Source organism: Vibrio sp. 378, from assembly GCF_033339435.1.
Map to the genome: position 1 here is coordinate 1 of NZ_JAWOUO010000192.1, position 994 is coordinate 994.

General features: G+C 43.7%; 1 protein-coding gene. It reads right to left on the reverse strand.

Annotation, left to right across the window (positions count from 1 at the left end):
• Positions 1 to 130 precede the first annotated feature (130 nt).
• On the reverse strand, positions 131 to 994 hold an 864-nt coding region (locus tag R7Q48_RS25085), incomplete at its 5' end, for an extracellular solute-binding protein (RefSeq protein ID WP_318132840.1).

Genomic DNA, 994 nt, shown 5'->3' on the forward strand with positions numbered 1-994 from the left:
AGTTATGCTCAAAATGTTCACTCATGTCAGACATCACTTACAACTCCATTTCGGAAAACTTCTGGCGTCTGTCAGCCCCAGACGAGTAACTAGGGCCGACAATTGCTTTCGCCAGAACAATATCTTTAAATTATTGACCCATCATTGCGTGGTTAGCTTCGATTTGCATATTGATGCTGTCTACTGCAGAGTCGAGTGCACTTTTCGCATCTTGTTTATTGGTTGCGATCAACTGAAGCGCGCTGTTCGCAGGGCCCCACACTTCGTTCATTTCTGGAATGGAAGGCATAGACGTAGCGTGAATGGATTGCATCGCCACTGCACTTGCACCTGGGTCATTCTTGATAACAGGATCGTCTACCAATTTTGTCACTGCCGGAACCTCTCCAGTTAGCTCAAAGCGGCGCTTGGCATTATCATAATTATTGACGAACGTAATAAACTCTTGCGCTAAAGGTTTGTTTTTCGAGAAAGTGGAAATGCTGTAACTCTTCACGCCCATAAATGACCCCATTTGCTCACCAGATGGCAATTTTGGAAGTGGGGCTACACCATAGTTGATCCCTGCTTCTTTGTAAGGCTGGAGCGCCCAAGGACCAGTTTGAACAATCGCTGCTTTGCCCGACGTGAATAGTGAATCGATAGCATTAAGCCCGTTATTACCAATGATGCCTGTAGGGAATACTTTAGAGTCATAGAACTTCTGAATGAATTTCGCGCCTTCTACTGCCCCTGGAGTATTCAATAATATTTTATTAGGATCATACGAACCGTCGTCTTTTTTAGCGAAAACATCACCACCCATACCGTTTAAAATTCCGTAGGTGTAATAAAGCTCATCCCATTTTGCTAGCAAACCGTATTTATTTTCTTCGCGAAACTTCTTAGACAGCTCAAATATTTCGTCCATCGTTTCTGGTAGCTCAGCAATAAGATCTTTGTTGTAAACCATAAATACGGTTTCAACGGATTTTGGCAAGCCGTATAGCACGCC